This is a genomic window from uncultured Methanobrevibacter sp. (assembly GCF_900314615.1).
Taxonomy (GTDB): Archaea; Methanobacteriota; Methanobacteria; order Methanobacteriales; family Methanobacteriaceae; genus Methanocatella.
Genome location: NZ_OMWA01000009.1, coordinates 54,916 through 71,205, shown reverse-complemented (window position 1 = coordinate 71,205; position 16,290 = coordinate 54,916). Strand labels below are relative to the sequence as shown.

Here is a 16,290-nt window from a genome sequence, read left to right as displayed (position 1 = left end):
TTATTATTTTTTTAAATTAATTCGTCTGCATTTTTTATTGAATCTATTATGCAGTTTTTGTTCCATCCAACAATTGTCGCCGCTTTTTCTTCCAGTATTTCCGGAACTTCTTCAAGTCCTAACGGCCTTACTAAAACGATAGGAATGTCATATTTTTCACTTGCATTCAATAATGCTTCAAAGGTGTCCTTGTTGTCATTGTAAAGGCCTGCAAGTAAAATTATTCTGTCTATTTTGGAATAAAAACTTTCTGAGGCATGTTCATATGACCCTGAAATGGACTCTTTCCATAAAAAGTCTACTTTTTCAAATAATTTCTGTGTAAACTGGCCGTATTCATTTTGTTTATCGATACCATTGGAAATGACTAAATTATATATTTTATCTTCTTTTTCATCTTCAAACATTTAATCACCTTTTCTTTTAATATTAGTTATCCTATTATAAATTAATTGTTATTTTAGAAAATGTTTAATACATTAAAATACTAAGTTATTATATTGAAATTTTATTAAGGATTAGTTTTTTATGAAAGCGGCAGTTATAGGTTTAGGAGTTGAAGGTAAAAAAGCAGTTAATTCCCTTTTAAGACATGGTTGGGAAGTTTATGCTACTGATTTGAATATTAATGTGGATTTAGAAGGTTTAGATTTGCCGATGTTATCCATGAACTTGATGGATGATGAACAGACAGTTTCAATAGTTGGAGATAAAATCACTTTGGATTTGGGTTTTACCAATCCCTACGCTATTGAACAGTGTGATGCAATTGCAATAAGTCCAAGTATGTATGGTGGGTCTTTTGCAACAAAGCTTTTAAGTAACGGAGAACTTTTAAGTGATGTGGTAGATAAACATAAAGATATTTTCACAATAGGCATCACTGGTACAAACGGTAAAACAACTACTGTTCACATGATAAAAACTATATTGGAGAATGCAGGTAAGAAAGTTTTAGTCGGCGGAAACGGTGGAGGAGGATTTTCAGGCTATTATGACTTGATTCTTGAAGCAAGCGAAGGTGACTATGATATACTGCTTGTAGAGGTATGTGATATGACCTTGGACTTTTGCAGATACTGCTTTGACTTTGATATGATCGGTCTTACCAATATAGGCAATGACCATATGGACGTTCACAAAACCATAGCTAACTATAAGAATTCTCTTGTCAGATTTTTCTCAGACAAGTTAATTTTCACAGCTTTCAATCAGGATTTCAATTCAGATTTCAAGGAGGCTGCTTCAAAAAATATTCCTTATTTTGAATATCAGGATGAGTTAAAGTTATTCGGTAAATTTAATTTGCTTAATGCGGGCCTTGCTAATGCAATTGCACGTGAATTAAAAATATCTAAAGATGTAATCAAATCCAGTCTCGCTAACTTCAATGCTGTCGAGGGCAGATTGGATGTTTATAGGATTAATGATGCCCAGGTTTATGTCGGAAAAACGGACAATTCTGATGCATTGGCTTCAATATTATCTGAAAAGGATTTTTATGCCATTTTTATCGGTACTCCAAGACATAATGAAATTCACAGGCTGGATATACTTGATGTTGCAGTCAAATACAATCCGGAAGTTATTGTGCTATTCCCTGGATTGGATGATACCTTGGATATTGCAATTTACAGGCTCAATTCCCTCAGATATATGGGAAATATAATTACAGTCAATTCTCTGGATGAAATTATCGAATTAGTTGCTGAATACTCTCACGAGGATGCTATTTTAATAGGAGGTAATGGTCAGGATACTATTATTGATATTCAAGAGAGAATTAAATTAATTTCAGAAAAATTGTCTTAAAAATACTAATCTTTTTATAATAGGGCAAATATATTATAACATGTTATAAATTTTTAGGTGTAATAAATGAGAAGTTGGAGAAGAACATCATTGTTAATATTCTTGGCATTATTATTTGCATGTATTTTATTGTTCGCATTTTCATTTGTTAGTAGCACTCCCTACACTGGACAGAGTGTAGCTGATACTTATAATATTTCTGTAGGTCAATCCATTTTTAATGGTCAATCTATTGTGGGAATTAATAAAACTATTGAGGTTCCATTGATTAGTAATCTGGGATTTTTAACCCATCAGATATTAGCTTTTGATTTACAGGGATTATTCATGTCTCTATCTACCGGTACGGTTCCATTTGACTTCACAACCGTTTCAGGAGAGGGCATTGATTCTTATGGAAATGCAAAAGGTATTGATGGTCCAGGTTATATTACTTTTGAGGGGGATAAGTTAGCAGTTAAAGGACCGGATAATTATGTTTGGGGTTACAGTGAACCATATAAACTTTTATGTAAAACTGAAAGTGGTGTTGACGTAATCGAAGGAGATAAAGTTATTCAGTCTGTACCTACAGATCAAATTAAGAATTTAAATTTCAGTAATGAATATTATGACAATAATACCATTGTGAGCTGGTATAATTATGATGCAGATGTCGGTTCCACATTTACACTTGAAAAAGGTATGACCGGATTTTCCGATGGCAGATCTGATATTAGTTCAGCAGATGTTCCAAAAATCTTTGGTCAGGATGTTGTAGATTATGCAGCTGAATATCCGACCGGTTCGCCTATACTGTTATATTCAGGTAACTACAGTCAAGAAAACGGTGAAGTCTATGGTACTTCATTAGGTTCTCACCCTGAATATGGAGATTCAATCAGGGAAGTTAACGCAAGACAGTTTGTTGAAGCTTGGAACGGTACTATTATTCCGCCTAACTCAACCAGTTCTGGTAAGGATTATGTCTACTTTGAATCAGCAAACGATGCATCCGCTCCTGGTGGAAGTGCAGCACACGGTGTATGTCCTTCAGCTAGAGCATTAAGAGCAGCAGTTCTTGCAGAAGGATTCGGATTGCCTGTCGGTATGGATAATACTGAAGATGCAGTACTTTTCGGTTATAATCCTGCAAGTGACATTACTGTAACAAACAATCATGACTACCCAGTAAAAATTTCCATGTGGACTGAAGGTTCAGGTACTGGAATGGGTATTTATGCACAAATAACAAGATATATTCCATCTAAGTGAATATAATCTTTCTTTTCTTTTTTTATATGTCTATTTCAACAATAATTACTGCAGCCGGTAAGAACTCTCGAATGAGAAAGGACCAGATGGCTCGCAATATTGATTTAACAAATAAACTGATTTTACCATTTAAAGATAAAACTGTCATAGAGACAACTATTGACAATGCATTATCCTTAAATGTAGATGAATGTATTGTGGTACTTGGCCATTATTCTAATGAAATAAAAGAAGTTATCTTTGATAATTATAAAGATCAAGTAAAATTCGTAGAAAATAATCCGGTTGATGTAGGTTTATCAACATCACTTTACAATGGTCTTTCAAATGCTCGCTCTGATTTTGCATTATGCATAACTGCAGACCAGCCTACCGTAACTCCGGAAACTTTCAATAAAATGATTGAAGTAAGCCGAAAAAGTGAAAATCCTTTCAATACAATATCCATTTTAAGAAGAAGAAAAACTGGGCTATTGGATACTGCAGAAGGATTGGGAATGCCTTTTGTTGCTCCCAGAATGAATCTTATGAAATACCTTGAAAATGAGGATGATAATTTAAATCCGATTTTAAGAAAGATTTTTGCTGATGGCTATACATTTTATGGAATAAAAGAAAAAAATGAAAAAGAATTGTTGAATATTAATCATTATGAAGATTATTTAAATCTTCTAGATTGATTCAAGACCTGAAATAACTTCTTCGATTTTAGCTTTGCTGATACCGACTGTCATTTCATTATCTTTAATGTCAGCTGCTTTTCTGGAACCGTCACAGCCTAAAGTGAAGTTAATTCCATTTTCTATGTAAGGATTAGCAAATGCGTCTCCACATAATGACTGGATACCTGCAAATGAAGGATTGATTTTTTCACCAGTTTTATAAACAATACTTTGAGCAAGTTTCATTCCGCCAACAGGTTCGGTAATGATTTGAATTACATCTGCTTCAAAGTCAGCTTCATCTAAAGGTGCATAAATCATTCCCCAATGGATATCTTCAACGATTGATAATTTGCTTGTGAGTTTTTTAGCGGTTTCCAAATCCTGGAATCTTCCGAGGGAGAAATATTTTTCACCGTTTGCCAATTTTTCAGGCATGTCTCTAAGTCCGATAGCACCTGCTCCGCCTAAACACATCTGTTCTTCAATAGTTGAGTAAAATTTGCTGCCTAATGATGCTTTTCTAACCATTTCGCAGTGTCTGATTTTTTCATCAATCAAATCGTAACCTTCTGGAAGGTCATCTTCGCTTTTGATTAATTTCATTGCAACTGGTTTTGCATCGAGTTTAATTTTACTTTCGATAGTTTCACAATATTTTTTGTTTTTCTCCAAATATGACATATTAATCGCCTAATATTATTTTGTATTATGGAATTTTAAAGTCTTTTGTTATGTCACTGTTATTTTTACAGAATGTCCGAAAATCACATGCAAGACATGTCCTTTTATCGGCTTCCGCTTTCCAGGCGTCCTGAATTTTGCAGCCTTTCATTTCACTTACAAGTGAATTTTCAATATCGCATACAACATTATCGAATTTTTTAAGAGCTTTTTCACGTTCCTTCTCATTGACATTGATAAATCTGATTGAACGGGCAATTTTAAATTCTTCAGACAAATTTGGTGCCTTTTCATCTTCTTCCCATTCCTCAATCAGTTCGATATCATCATCAAATTCAATTCCTTCAGGAACATCAGTCAGGTTGTTTCTGATTTCCTCCTTGATTAACACAAGGTCTTCTTTTGATGGTACGAGTTCATTAAGATAAAGTATAATTCCTGCTGAAATGTCCTTTGCATCTTCCTGTTTTGAGCGAAGCCAGGAGTATGTCAGAATCTGCTGCTTGTGATTTTCCCATTTATCCTCACTTAATGGGTCAGTTACTTTAATTGGCGGTCTTTTCATACCCTTATAGTCAATAATAACTTCATAATCTTCAATATCACTGGTTTCAAGATTATTTTTGATAAACTGCACTATCTTGTTGTTGAAATTGTATAATGTGCTCTGTTCATCCATTGTGTTGATTTTTGTAGAGGTTAAAACATCCACAACACCGTTGATGCCGTAATAATTGGAACGGCTTGTGTTTTTATCGTAATTTGGCATTGGTCGCACTCCTTTGATTAGCAGTTCGGCCGAATCGATTAACGGAAAGAGATGTTTTCCCCAAATATTTATTGCCTTTTCAGCTCTTGCGCTGGCCAGTTTCTTGTGGTCGTGTTCGTTTAACTCATCTATGGTCATGTTCATTCCCGGCTGGTTTATGCTGAAAAACAGATCTTCATCGTGAGGATACAGTCCCCTTACCTGGAGTCTCAAATCAATCAGGTCTTCTATTGGTCTGATATCTTCCTTCCAGTCCCATGGAAATTCCTTTTTACCATATTTCCATTCGTTGTAGGATTCCTCTAAAACTCCATGAATAAACTCTCCAAACCATCTCTGAACTGGTTTGGAAGGTGGAAGTGCTCCTTTATTTTGATAACGGTACTGTAGTCCGCAGGTAATGTATGAAAGCAAATCTCCAGTCAGACTGTATTCAGGTATCATGTATGATTTTGATCTTGACGGTAATTTCATCCAATCACTCCTATATTAAATAAATCTCCTTGAAACCAACATATTCTTCATCTCTGCTCCATCCTAATGCAATATTAGGGATGTTGAAGTGCTGGTTTTTGCTTGTATATCCTTCAATAGCAGGATTCAGACCCACCAGTATTAAAACGCTTTCAGCTCTTGAAAATGCAACGAAGTAACGTCTTGTCAAATCATCAAAGGAACGGTCCTTTTCACTTCGTTCGCTTTCACCCAATGAACTGTATTTTCTTATCGTATCTTCAATGGTAATCTTGTCCTTAATGGATTTTGGAAATCTCAGTCTCTGGGTCTTAATGTTGTTTGTTTTAAACTGTGAGCCAACATCCACAATTACCAGCGGAAATTCCAGTCCTTTGGATTGATGAATAGACAATACGTTGACTCTGTCTTCAGGCAAAGTATCCAGATGTGATTCGTCAATTGAAATTCCTCCTGTTGAAAGAGGAATGAAAATATTCCATATTGCTTCTAAAACGGAATCCCTTTCATCTTTTGGAGAGCGGAATGAAATGTTTGAATGGTATTCGTTAAAAAATCCTGTTTGTGTAATTGATTTTGTAATCGCTTCAAGGTAAACGATTCCTTCCACATCTTCCTGCAGGTCTTCAACCCATGTGGTAAGTTTATATGCAAGCTCCATCAGGCTGGCGGTTTTAGGCCATTCGATATCTTTTCCGTCTTTGTCAACTTCAGGATATGGTCTTCTAATCTGCCATCGGGTTACAAAACTGTTAAGTGACATAGGTTCTCTAGGTTCAGGGTCTAGCTTAATGTATTCTTTGGCTTTAACTCTCCATCTTGTCATGTTTCTTTTTGCAAGATTTGGAATTGTCTTGTCCATTTTTTGAATACTTCCTTCAGGGTCGATGCATTCAAGAATTAATCCGCAGAATATTGCTACAATATCCACGTCCTGAAGATCAATACCTCTAGGATTAAACATTTCAATAGGATGTTTCAGATTTCTTAAGTTCTTTCTTAAATGATGGAGAAAGGACCTGGTGCTGTACTGGCGTTCTTTTGGGGAATATGATAAAATTGCAATATCAGAAGCAGAACCGTGCTCAGGGTCCAGTTTAAGTTTGATTTTTTCAACTTTCTTACCTTTCCGGATATTTTCCTGTCTGATCTGCTGCATTTTTGCAACATCAATGTTACCATTCATCTTTTTATAAAAGTCTTCGTTTAAAACCTGCAGAACTTTTATTTCGGCTTCGCCTTTATTTACAAGATTGTTTATGAGTTTTGAAAGATCATTTGCAAGCATTTCAACATTATTCCTGAACATTCCAAGAACAGGCATTTTGTCCTTTTCAAAATCAGGCGCGATAATTTTAGGCTTGTTTTTAACTCTTGCCAACTGATATTGCTTATCAAGTTCTGCAAACCGGTTGCAGTGTTCAATAATATTTTCACTTGACCGGTAATTTGTTCTAAGGTTGATTTCTTCAACGTCGATTCCAAGCTGGTCTTTAACTCTTTTTTTGTAGTTTGTAAACAAATCTACAGTCGCTCCTCTGAAGCGGTAGAGTGACTGGTCATCATCACCTACGACTGTAATGCTGCCGTTATTTTCAAGTGCTGATTTTGCTATTGTAAAATAGATGTCCTCCTGAAGAAGATTTGTGTCTTGGTATTCGTCAATCAGAACGATTTTAATGTCTTCGAGAAAGTCATCCAATTCGCCGTTTTTCAGTTTTTCCAGGAAATTTGATTCAAGCATTGCAAAATCGATTGTATGTCTGCTTTCGAGGACTTCTTCATATTCCCTTATACAGTCAAGTGCAAGTTTAAATCCTCCTTTACTTTCCCTGTAAAGTTCGCTGAAATCTACCTTATCATGATATATTCTATCTTTGATTTTAAGTAGGATTTCGCTCATTTTTGAGGGTTCAGTCAGTTTTGCTCTTCCGGTGAGTTCTTTTAGATATTCCACAAGTTCCTTGTCAAGATATTTTTCATCATTAATCAATATCTTTATCATTGCTGAGTTTGCAACAAAGTCTTCAATGACAATAGGATGTGTCTCTCCGGCTTTCCTGTAGTCTCTCAGTAATTCTTCAGCAATACTGTCTGTTGTACCTACGTATATCTGATTGAAATCTATTCTTTCGATTTTTAAGATTTTTTCTATGTCTTCAAAATCATCTTCGTCAAGTTGGTCTGTTAGGTGATTTTTAATTTCATCTCCCCATCCAAGAATCCTTGAAGTAAGTTCTGCAGCTGCTTTTTTTGTAAATGTTGTAGCTAATATTTCACTTGGGTCAATATCATCCACAAAAATATATTTCAATATCTTAAGCACCATAACGGTCGTTTTTCCGGATCCTGGTCCTGCTACAATAAAAAGGGATTTGTCACAATCAGTGAGTATTGCATTTTTCTGATCGTGATTTGAAGATATGTCTCTTTTAAGTGTGTTTACTATAATGTCTTCAAATTCTTCATATGAAATCATTTTTTCCCTCATGGTCTATTATAATTAATTTTTTTGTTAAACTAATTAATAAAGGCAATGAGAGAGCATTTGATAACAAATCTAAATTTAACTTTAATCCAATTAAATTTAGGTTAACCAAAATATTATATTTGCTGATTTAGATAATATTATATGGAAATTTAATTTTTCCATAATATGTGTAAGTAAGTTAGGAAATTTTTTCCTAACTTTTCCATTAATACGTGTTTTTATAGTCTTTTACTTAATGTTTTTACCATTTTTTGTAAAATTATTCTTGGGCAGTTATAAACTAGTAAAATTCCAGAGGAAATGCCATTAAAAAGAAACAATCTCTTTTTAACTTTTTTTCCTCGACAACAATATATTATAATACCATATAATTTATTATTAATCAGAGAGCATTTGATAAATAATATGATAACAAAAAAATAAAAAAAATAATTCAAAAATTGGTAAAAACTTTTAGAAATATACTATAATAATTTTGATTTTTCAATATCTACTTTATAATTTCATTACTGTTTTCTTTTCAATTTCAAAAGCAACGAATGATTTAAATATTAATTAAGTTTAAAATATATTTGTTAATTTAATTTTGCTGATATTATGTCTGAGCCCAACAATATTGATATGTTTAAAAATGATGTCCGTTATCGTGATAATATTGCACATGTAGAGACAATACCGGCAAAAGAAGCTAGTTTTAAAAAAGTCGATAATCTAAATGAAAAAATCATCAGGTATCTGGATTCAAGGGATGTTAAACTTTACACTCATCAGGCGGACACTTATGAAGCCATCAAAAAGGATGAAAATGTAATCATTACAACACCTACTGCATCCGGAAAGACGCTTGCTTTCAACTTACCGATTATGGAGACAATGATTGAAGACGGCGATGCAACAGCTCTTTATATTTATCCGGCAAAGGCCCTTTCCAATGACCAGCTCCATGTTCTTGAAAACCTTGAAAAGGAGCTTGAAATCACCATCAATCCAAGAACCTATGACGGAGACACTCCAAGAGATGAAAAAAGAGGAATCAGGGAAAAGTCACGAATTGTCTTAACAAACCCTTATCAGCTGCATCTGATTTTATCATGGCACCATCAGTGGAGCAGATTTTATAAAAATTTACGCTACATTGTCATAGACGAGTCACACTACTATAAGGGAGTCTTCGGTTCCAACGTTGCATTTCTGATTAAAAGGCTTAAAAGGATAGCCAATTTCTACGGGTCCTATCCTCAGTTTATACTCTCTTCAGCAACCTTGGCAAATCCTCTGGAGCTTGCAAACAGGCTGACCGGTGAAGAATTTGTCTTGATTGATGAAGATGCATCTCCTAGCGGTGAAAAGGATTTTATATTATATAATCCTTTTAAAAATTACAGAAGAAACAAGGTCAATATGCAGAATGCACCTTCCGTGCACATGGAAACTGAAAACATTTTCCTTTATATGATGCTTAAGGGAATTCAGACATTATGCTTCACAGTTTCAAGAAAGACAACTGAACTGATAGCAATGTGGGCTAAAAAGGACATGACTCAGATAAAAGGAAAACTTGCTCACAGAATTGCCGCATATCGTGCAGGATACAGGCCGGAAGAGCGACGTGAAATTGAAGACGGTCTTAAAAGCGGAAAATATCTGGGAGTTACATGCACAAACGCATTGGAGCTTGGAATCAACATAGGGTCTCTTGATGCAGTTATCATTTCAGGTTATCCCGGAACTATGATTTCAACCTGGCAGCAGTCAGGAAGGGCAGGAAGAAGCAATCAGAAATCATTAGCTATTCTGATAGCATTTGAAAATCAGCTTGACCAGTATTTCATGAACAATCCCAAATTTTTCTTTGACAAGCCTCATGAAAATGCAATTATCGATTTGACCAATCCTATCCTGCAGGAAGCGCATATCCTATGTGCAGCCAAGGAGCTTCCTATAAAAAGCGGTGAAGTCTATAAGTACTTCAACCTTGACGAGGATATTCTTGATGAGCTTGTTTTAAAAAAGGACTTGCATAAGAATTTCAGAGGGGATTATATGTATCCTTATGATGACAATCCTGCAATGGACCATTCACTTGACCAGATTTCAGGTCAGGAATTTAAGGTAATGAACAACGGCAGGCTACTTGAGTCAATGGAACGCTCACAGGTATACAGGGAAGCTCATGAAGGGGCAATTCTCATTAACAAGGGTGACACTTATGTAGTCAATAACGTCAATCTCAAAAGCGGCTTTGTTAATGTCAGCCAGAAAACTGTCGATTATCACACAATGGTTTTAAACAAGACTGAAATCAATATAGAAAAGAAAATTTCCAAAACAAAATATGGAAATCTTACAATCCACTTCGGTGAACTTATTGTACGGGAAGACTACTATAAATACAAAAAGATGCAGTTTTCAAAAGCCATAGGAACATATCCTCTTGATTTACCTCCTTTAAAATTTAAAACTAAAGGATTATGGTTTACAATTCCAAAACAGGTTAAGGATACTTTGGAAGACATGTTTTCAGAAGAGGAAGTATTTGCAGGCGGTCTTCATGGTGCTGAACATGCATTAATCGGACTGTTTCCTTTGCATACAATGTGTGACAGGTTTGACATAGGTGGTCTTTCAACAAATTATCATGAAGACACTCAGGAAGCTACTATTTTTATCTATGACGGTTATGAGGGAGGAATCGGAATCTGTGAAAAGGCGGTTGATGTATTTGTAGATCTGCTTAAATCCACAGTTGACCTTCTTGAAAACTGCGGATGCAAAAGCGGATGTCCTGCATGCATATATTCCCCGAAATGCGGTAACGATAACAAGCCTCTTCACAAAAACGCAACCAAATACATTCTCAACTATATGTGTCAGCTGATTTCCAAAAAAGCCGAAGAAAAACATGAAATAATCGAAAAACCCGATGATAAAAATGATGGAAGTGATGTGGGTGTGATGTTTGATGATGCATTGGAGTTATATAATAAGGGCGATTATTCAGCTTCCAAAGACATTCTCAATAACATTCTTCAAATAGATAAAAAGCATGTTGATTCAATGGCATTGATGGCTCAGATTTTATATAATCAGGAGCAAAAGGATATTGCAACTTATTTTGTTAAAAAAGCTCTTTCTTTAGACAGGTCAAATGAAATGGCCAATGAACTTGAAGTGCTCCTTTCAGATAAGCCCCAGGATACTTCTGAAGATGTGGAAATAGACACGTTGGATGATGTGGATGTGATGTATGAGGAAGCATATGATTTGTACCATCAGGGTGATTTAAGCACTGCTTCTGAAATACTTGAAAAAATCATTGATTTTGACGATAAAAATGCAGATGCGCTGGCTTTAATGGGACTTGTCTATTATCAGTCAGGAATTTTTCCGAAAGCAGTTGAATACTATAAAAGAGCATCAAAAATAAATAAGAATGGTGAAATGGTTAGAGAGTTAAAGATGAGGGTTGCCTAAGGTGAACCGGCATATGGTGAAAAACCGGTCTCAAAGTTCTCACAGACTTTTTCAAGCACTTCCGGAATGTCAATTTGCTGTGTACAGTGTTCAAGGCATGTTCCGCAGTAGGTACATTCATCAGCAGGGACCTTTTCATCAGCCAGCTTGTCGAAATACAGTTTGTAAATGTCTTCTTCAGGTCTGTTTTTACTAATGTTGTATAATGTGAAATATTCTGGAATAGGAATCATTTCAGGACATGCGTCAATACAGTATCCGCATTCGCTGCAGGCAACTGCAACACTTTCATCCAGCTTCTCGGCCATTTTCTTTAAAAATTCATTTTCTTCATCGCTTAGGACTTCAAAGTTTTCAAAGGTATTGATATTGTCAATTAGATGATCCATTTGGTTCATGCCGCTTAAAACCATTTTAACGTTGTCAAGTGATGCTGCAAATCTTAAAGCGAAACTGGCTATTGACTTGTTAGGACTGAATTCATTAAATTCTTTTTTAATGTTATCAGGAGCATTTACAAGAAGTCCTCCTTTTAAAGGTTCCATCACATAAACGTCAAGGCCGTGTTTGACGCACAGTTCATAGCATTTCCTTGATTCGATTACAGGGTCTTCCCAGTCAAGGTAATTCAGCTGAATCTGGACAATGTCGATGATATCTGCGTATTTGTCAAGAACCTCTTCAAGCAGTTCGGCATGGTCATGGAAACTGAAACCGATTTTTTTGGCAATACCTTTCTCCTTCATATTTTTTACATATTCAAATGAATCTGCATTTTCTGCAAGTTTATACCAAGGTGTATTGATGTTGTGGACGAAAAATACGTCAAAATAATCTATTCCTAATCTTTCAAGCATCTCGTTTACAAATTTCTCGTTGTCCTCTTTGGAGGTTAATGCCCATGTAGGCATCTTGTCACATATCTTATAGGATTCACGAGGGTATCTTTCCACTACTGCCTTTCTGAGGGCAACTTCACTGACTCCGTTATGGTAAGCGTAAGAAGTATCAAAGTAATTAAAGCCATGTTCCATGTATAAATCAACCATTTCATTGAATAGTTCCTGGTCAATTTTTGTAGGGTCTTCTGCATCGGTTTGAGGAAGTCTCATGCAACCGAAACCGAATTTTGATTTGTAAGTCATAATATTATCTCCTTATTAGTAATATTTTTTGAATAAGTTAATATATAAAATTGTTGTATATTACAACATATATTATATAGGTATTACTCCAAATTTTAATTAATAGTAAATACTTTTATTAATAAATAATGCTAAAATTATAATATTAAGATTTATTTAAGGAGTAGTAAAATGCACGAACTATCTATGGCACAAGGTATTATTAATGCAGTTCTTGAAACTGCACAGGCAAATAATGCTACTGAAGTTAATGAAGTTACTATTGAAGTCGGAAGGCTTGCAATGATAAATCCTGAACAGTTGCAGTTCATATTGGGAGTTTTAGTTGAAAATACTATTTTGGAAGATGCCCAAATCAATTTCGAAGAAATTCCTGCAGAAATTGAATGCTATGACTGTAAGTTCCATGGTGAAGCTGTTCTTGATGATAGTGACCATTATGCTCCAATTGTCAAATGTCCTGAGTGTGACAGTTATCAAATTGAAATCCTGAACGGAAAAGATATAATTGTTAAAAATATAGTTATAGAAAAACCTGAGGAGTAAATTAGGAGGAATTCTTATGCATATGATTGCAGATGTAGAAATAGAAAAAAATATTATGGATGCTAATAAAAAATTAGCAGACAAAAACCTGAAAAACTTAGAAGAAAAAGAAATCTTCTGTGTTGATTTTGTAGGAGCAATCGGTTCCGGTAAAACAACTCTTGTAGAAGAAATTATTGATAATACTGATTATAAAATAGGCGTTCTTGCAGGTGATGTTATCTCTAAATTTGATGCAGGACGTATTGAAAAACATGATGTGCCTGTTGTAGGTTTGAATACAGGTAAAGAATGCCACCTGGATGCACACCTTGTAGGTCACGGACTTGCTGATTTACCTCTTGATGATTTGGATATGGTAATAATTGAAAATGTAGGAAACCTTATCTGTCCGGTTGACTTTGAATTAGGTTCTCATTTAAGAATTGTCGTTGTCAGTGTTACTGAAGGTGACGACACTGTTGAAAAACATCCGATTATCTTCCAGACTTCCGATGTGGTTGTAATCAACAAGGTTGATCTGGCTGATGCTGTCGGAGCAGATGCAGATAAGATGGTTGCAGATGCTCAAAGATTAAATCCTAAAGTTAAAGTCATCAAATCCAGTTTAAAAGAAGGCATTGGATTGGATGAAATCATTAAAGTTATTGAAGATGCAATGAAAAACTGAATCTGTATTTAGTTGGTGGTTTTTGTGAAAGTTTGGGTTGATATTTCAAATGCTCCTCATGTAAGATTTTTCAAGGATGTAATCAAGTACCTTGAGGCTGAAGGTGAGGATGTAATTGTCACTGCAAGACAATTCGGTGATATCCATAAATTAATGGAAATGTATGACATTGACTTTATATCTGTAGGAAAACATGGTGTGAGCTTATATGACAAGCTTAGGGAAAGCACATCCCGTGTTTATAATCTTGTAGATATTATACATGGCGAAAAGGTGGATGTTGCCCTTAGCAAGCATTCTATAGAGCTTCCTAGAATTTCATTTGGTCTGGGAATCCCTAGTTTGTACGTTTTGGACAACGAACATGCTCTTGCAGCTAACAAATTAACATTGCCTTTATGTGATAGAATAATTACGCCTAAAATTATCGACATGTGGAAACTGATGAAATTCGGAGCCGATCCAAACACAATCATTTCATATGAAGGTACTTCTGAACTGATGCACTTCAAAAGCTTCAAATACAATGACAATGTATTCAATGACTTGAACTTGGACTTAAATCATCAAAAAACAATACTTATGAGGCCGGAACCTTCACTCGCATCCTACCTGAATACTGACTGCAGAAAATCTGTCCTGTCACCTATTGTGGATGAACTGAAAAATGTAGCTAACATATTAATTCTTCCAAGATTCAAGGAACAGGCTGAGATATTTGAAGGAATTGAAAACGTTTCAATATTAAAGCCCCCGGTTGATACATCAAGCATAATCAAAAAATGTGATTTGGTAATCGGTGCGGGTGGAACAATGAACAGGGAAGCTGCAATCCTGCAGACTCCTGTAATTTCATGTTATCCTGGTGAAACATTGTCTGTTGACCAGTATTACATCAACAAGGGTCTGATGTACAGGTCAATTGATTCTGATGAGGTAATTAATAAGGCTCTTGATTATATTGTCAATCCTCATGAAAAAATTGATTTGAAAACCGATGATTTGTTCCAGGTCATAATTGATAATTTATATGATTTGGCCAAAAATGGTAAATAGATATTTATACTATTAATTTCAAATATCTTAATTGATATTTGATTCAAATTTTTTTGGGCTGGTAGCTCAGATGGGAGATCGTCGCCTTGGCATGGCGGAGGCCCCGGGTTCAAATCCCGGTCAGTCCACTTAATTTTTTATAATAAAGACGAATTGTGATTAAATTATGTTATTGATTGCTCAAAATCATTTACAATTAATTGTAGAAGTAGGAGTAATGTTATTTGTTACATTAGTATTTGCTCTTAACTTGATTCCGCTTTCTTTAAGTGTAGTGACTTTTTTATCACTATTTATTATAGGTGGTTTTACAGTTATTTTTGGAGCGGACATTATTCTATTGATTATTTCTTCAAGTCAAGCAGAATTTACTCACCCATTCGGACCAATTGCTCTTCTAGGAGCAGTTGCAGCATTAGCATCGCTGAAGGTCATGAAGGAATCGGGTGTAGATATACGGCCGCTTAGAAGATTTGTAATTTTATTTATAGCTGGAATTACAGTCTTTGGTGGATTAATGCACAGATCCTTTTTGATTTTATGGATTTTAGGATTATTCTTAGGTTATTTGATTATTTCAAAATCTTTCAGAGAAAAATCATTCATTACCGGAAAAAGAATCATGATACTGTTGGGAGCAGCTGTCGGAGGGTTCTTTTTACTCGAAGCAATTGCAAGAGTTACGGGTATGACAATTTTCTCTCCTGTGTTGAGATTGACAAGGATTGAACAGTACTCCTTATCAAGTATTAAAACCGTATTGAATAACATCCAATTGATAGGACATAATGCAAATGCTTCTTATTGGGGAGCAGAAGGTACTGCGTTTGCTGAAGGATATATTACGCTTCCGATGCAGTTCGTATTGTTCTTTGGTTTGCCGTTCCCGATGTTTTTCGGTATACTTGTAAACCAGAAAGATACAATTGATTATATGCTTCCGGGTATTTTCGGTTATGGATTTGACTTTGGATATTTAGGTCTTATCGGATTGATGGTATTTGTATTAGGTACAATTCTCATCGGTTTTAAAGTCTTAACCATTTACAGAGAAAAAAGAGAGAAAAATAATAAAAAATACTTGGGAAGAGAAGTATTGTTAACAGGTGCATTAGCTGCATTTTGTGCTCAGGCATTAATTGGTATGTTTGTTTTCAACAGAACCATCAACGGTATGGCGCTGATGACATTTATTTTTATAGGTGCATTAATTTTAGCTAATGTAGTTACACTTAAAACAAGATCATAATGAG

12 protein-coding genes, 1 tRNA gene and 1 pseudogene are annotated in these 16,290 nt (G+C 35.0%); 9 read left to right on the top strand and 5 right to left on the bottom strand.

Annotated elements, in window-relative coordinates; genetic code table 11:
* Positions 1–11: 11 nt before the first annotated feature.
* A complete protein-coding gene (locus QZN33_RS04190; RefSeq protein WP_296789697.1) occupies positions 12–407 on the bottom strand; it encodes a nuclease in 396 nt (131 codons plus the stop codon).
* Between the two features lie 121 nt (positions 408–528).
* On the opposite strand from QZN33_RS04190, the gene QZN33_RS04185 reads away from it, so the two are divergent.
* From QZN33_RS04185 to QZN33_RS04175, 3 genes are all read left to right on the top strand, one after another.
* A complete protein-coding gene (locus QZN33_RS04185; protein ID WP_296789696.1) occupies positions 529–1,812 on the top strand; it encodes a Mur ligase family protein in 1,284 nt (427 codons plus the stop codon).
* A gap of 66 nt (positions 1,813–1,878) precedes the next feature.
* The gene (locus QZN33_RS04180; RefSeq protein ID WP_296789695.1) at positions 1,879–3,066 is read left to right on the top strand and encodes a hypothetical protein; all 1,188 of its coding nucleotides are present in this window, start codon (positions 1,879–1,881) and stop codon (positions 3,064–3,066) included.
* A gap of 26 nt (positions 3,067–3,092) precedes the next feature.
* Positions 3,093–3,746 carry an NTP transferase domain-containing protein gene (locus QZN33_RS04175; RefSeq protein WP_296789694.1) on the top strand — a complete coding sequence of 218 codons (654 nt, stop codon included), beginning with the start codon at positions 3,093–3,095 and terminating at the stop codon, positions 3,744–3,746.
* Here the strand turns inward: QZN33_RS04175 and QZN33_RS04170 are convergent.
* The 3 genes from QZN33_RS04170 to QZN33_RS04160 are packed head-to-tail and all read right to left on the bottom strand — an operon-like array spanning position 3,738 to position 8,134.
* Complete coding sequence (locus tag QZN33_RS04170) at positions 3,738–4,412, bottom strand: DUF169 domain-containing protein (RefSeq protein WP_296789693.1); 675 nt, start codon at positions 4,410–4,412, stop codon at positions 3,738–3,740. The two genes, QZN33_RS04175 and QZN33_RS04170, sit on opposite strands and share 9 nt — an antisense overlap.
* 25 nt (positions 4,413–4,437) lie before the next feature.
* Positions 4,438–5,655, bottom strand: coding sequence for a PD-(D/E)XK nuclease family protein (locus QZN33_RS04165; protein ID WP_296789692.1), 1,218 nt, complete (start codon positions 5,653–5,655; stop codon positions 4,438–4,440).
* A gap of 10 nt (positions 5,656–5,665) precedes the next feature.
* A complete protein-coding gene (locus tag QZN33_RS04160) occupies positions 5,666–8,134 on the bottom strand; it encodes a DEAD/DEAH box helicase (RefSeq protein WP_296789691.1) in 2,469 nt (822 codons plus the stop codon).
* Positions 8,135–8,743: 609 nt separating this feature from the next.
* On the opposite strand from QZN33_RS04160, the pseudogene QZN33_RS04155 reads away from it, so the two are divergent.
* A pseudogene (locus QZN33_RS04155) lies at positions 8,744–11,314 on the top strand (DEAD/DEAH box helicase); the annotation flags it as partial.
* Positions 11,315–11,616: 302 nt separating this feature from the next.
* On the opposite strand, the gene QZN33_RS04150 reads toward QZN33_RS04155, so the two are convergent.
* On the bottom strand, positions 11,617–12,765 hold the full coding sequence (locus QZN33_RS04150; protein WP_296789689.1) for an aldo/keto reductase: 1,149 nt from the start codon (positions 12,763–12,765) through the stop codon (positions 11,617–11,619).
* Between the two features lie 171 nt (positions 12,766–12,936).
* Here QZN33_RS04150 and hypA point away from each other — a divergent pair, with 171 nt between their 5' ends.
* The 5 genes from hypA (at position 12,937) to QZN33_RS04125 (ending at position 16,286) form a co-directional block, all read left to right on the top strand.
* Entirely contained in the window at positions 12,937–13,311 is a 375-nt protein-coding gene (gene hypA, locus QZN33_RS04145; RefSeq protein WP_296789688.1) for a hydrogenase maturation nickel metallochaperone HypA, read from the top strand.
* A gap of 16 nt (positions 13,312–13,327) precedes the next feature.
* Positions 13,328–13,981 (top strand): hydrogenase nickel incorporation protein HypB, encoded by a 654-nt coding sequence (gene hypB / locus QZN33_RS04140; protein WP_296789687.1) that lies wholly within the window; start codon positions 13,328–13,330, stop codon positions 13,979–13,981.
* A 15-nt stretch (positions 13,982–13,996) separates the two neighbouring features.
* Positions 13,997–15,037 (top strand): DUF354 domain-containing protein, encoded by a 1,041-nt coding sequence (locus QZN33_RS04135; RefSeq protein ID WP_296789686.1) that lies wholly within the window; start codon positions 13,997–13,999, stop codon positions 15,035–15,037.
* A gap of 55 nt (positions 15,038–15,092) precedes the next feature.
* A tRNA-Ala gene (locus QZN33_RS04130) sits at positions 15,093–15,165 on the top strand.
* A 38-nt stretch (positions 15,166–15,203) separates the two neighbouring features.
* On the top strand, positions 15,204–16,286 hold the full coding sequence (locus QZN33_RS04125) for a hypothetical protein (RefSeq protein ID WP_296789685.1): 1,083 nt from the start codon (positions 15,204–15,206) through the stop codon (positions 16,284–16,286).
* Positions 16,287–16,290 lie beyond the last annotated feature (4 nt).

What these genes read in the sequence shown, in the direction of transcription:
- QZN33_RS04190 (WP_296789697.1), bottom strand. Translation starts at nt 407, where the DNA reads ATGTTTGAAGATGAAAAAGAAGATAAAATATATAATTTAGTCATTTCC.
- QZN33_RS04185 (WP_296789696.1), top strand. Translation starts at nt 529, where the DNA reads ATGAAAGCGGCAGTTATAGGTTTAGGAGTTGAAGGTAAAAAAGCAGTT.
- QZN33_RS04180 (WP_296789695.1), top strand. Translation starts at nt 1,879, where the DNA reads ATGAGAAGTTGGAGAAGAACATCATTGTTAATATTCTTGGCATTATTA.
- QZN33_RS04175 (WP_296789694.1), top strand. Translation starts at nt 3,093, where the DNA reads ATGTCTATTTCAACAATAATTACTGCAGCCGGTAAGAACTCTCGAATG.
- QZN33_RS04170 (WP_296789693.1), bottom strand. Translation starts at nt 4,412, where the DNA reads ATGTCATATTTGGAGAAAAACAAAAAATATTGTGAAACTATCGAAAGT.
- QZN33_RS04165 (WP_296789692.1), bottom strand. Translation starts at nt 5,655, where the DNA reads ATGAAATTACCGTCAAGATCAAAATCATACATGATACCTGAATACAGT.
- QZN33_RS04160 (WP_296789691.1), bottom strand. Translation starts at nt 8,134, where the DNA reads ATGATTTCATATGAAGAATTTGAAGACATTATAGTAAACACACTTAAA.
- QZN33_RS04150 (WP_296789689.1), bottom strand. Translation starts at nt 12,765, where the DNA reads ATGACTTACAAATCAAAATTCGGTTTCGGTTGCATGAGACTTCCTCAA.
- hypA (WP_296789688.1), top strand. Translation starts at nt 12,937, where the DNA reads ATGCACGAACTATCTATGGCACAAGGTATTATTAATGCAGTTCTTGAA.
- hypB (WP_296789687.1), top strand. Translation starts at nt 13,328, where the DNA reads ATGCATATGATTGCAGATGTAGAAATAGAAAAAAATATTATGGATGCT.
- QZN33_RS04125 (WP_296789685.1), top strand. Translation starts at nt 15,204, where the DNA reads ATGTTATTGATTGCTCAAAATCATTTACAATTAATTGTAGAAGTAGGA.